Here is a 1,132-nt window from a genome sequence, read left to right as displayed (position 1 = left end):
CGTCCGACTCCAAGACGCAGAACGTCACCACCCTGGAAGTCAACGGCTACACCGACACCTCGGGTACCGCGACCTACAACATGGGTCTGTCTGTGAAGCGCGCGAAGGCGGTTGCCGCCCAGCTCGTCGCCGACGGTGTGCCGGCCTCCGAGATCGAGATGCACGGCTATGGCGAAACCCACCTGCTGGTTCCGACCGGCCCGGGTGTGCGCGAGCCGCAGAACCGTCGCGTGGAAATCATCTTCCACTAATCTTCGCGCAAGCGTGGATGAGACCCCGGCAGGCAACTGCCGGGGTTTTTTATTGCCAGGCGCGTGAGGCGCGTTGCATTTTGGCTACAGCAAAGCGCCGCGTGCGCGTGCCCCCTTCGCAACCGGCCCATTTGCCTCCACATAGGCTCAAGTGCCGTTCTGGAATGGCGCCTGTCGGAAGGAAATCAGATCATGCAGTTTCGAGCCGCCTTATTCGCCGCGACAATGCTGGCCGTGCCGCTGGCGCTGGCCGGCCGGGCAGAGGCCCAGCCAGTGGCCGGCCCCTATGTCAGCCTGGGCGGCGGCCTGGATCTGAAGAGCGCCACCACCCAGAAGAATTATGTCGCCGGCGGCGCCAATCTCTCTGGCGACACCAAGGCGGTGTTCAAGAACGGCTTTGATGCCCGTGCCGCCATCGGCTACGGCTTCAATAATGGCTGGCGGGTCGAGCTGGAAGGCGACTATATCCGTAACGGGCTGGACAAGGTGAAGTCCGGCGGCGTCGCCGCCAAGGGCAGCGGGCATGAGAGCCAGTATGGCGGCTTCGTCAACGGCGTTTATGATTTCGATATCGGCCTGCCCTGGCTTTATCCTTATCTCGGTGCTGGCATCGGCTGGCAGGAAGCCCGCTACAGCGATGCCAAGGCGGGCGGTTTCAACGTCAACCAGGCGCGCGGCTCCTTCGCCTATCAGGGCATTGTCGGCCTGTCCTTCCCGATCGCGCCGGTGATGGGCCTCTCCGCCACCGTCGAATATCGCTTCATCGGCCTGACCACGGCGCGCCGTTACGCGATCGACAATGCCGGCATCCCCGCCAGCTTCAAGCAGCAGGGCGAGTATAACAACCAGATCAATATCGGTCTGCGGTACGAATTCGCCCC

General features: G+C 63.2%; 2 protein-coding genes. Both read left to right on the top strand.

Translation table 11 applies throughout. The features are described from left to right. Positions 1–251, top strand: a 251-nt coding sequence (locus MXAZACID_RS17295) for an OmpA family protein (protein ID WP_008495868.1), incomplete at its 5' end; no start/stop codon positions are given. A 192-nt stretch (positions 252–443) separates the two neighbouring features. Further along, positions 444–1,132, top strand: a 689-nt coding sequence (locus tag MXAZACID_RS17290; RefSeq protein ID WP_008495867.1) for an outer membrane protein, incomplete at its 3' end; no start/stop codon positions are given.

It is taken from the genome of Acidocella sp. MX-AZ02 (assembly GCF_000306035.1).
GTDB classification, from domain to species: domain Bacteria; phylum Pseudomonadota; class Alphaproteobacteria; order Acetobacterales; family Acetobacteraceae; genus Acidocella; species Acidocella facilis.
This window is presented reverse-complemented; position numbering and strand designations above follow the sequence as displayed.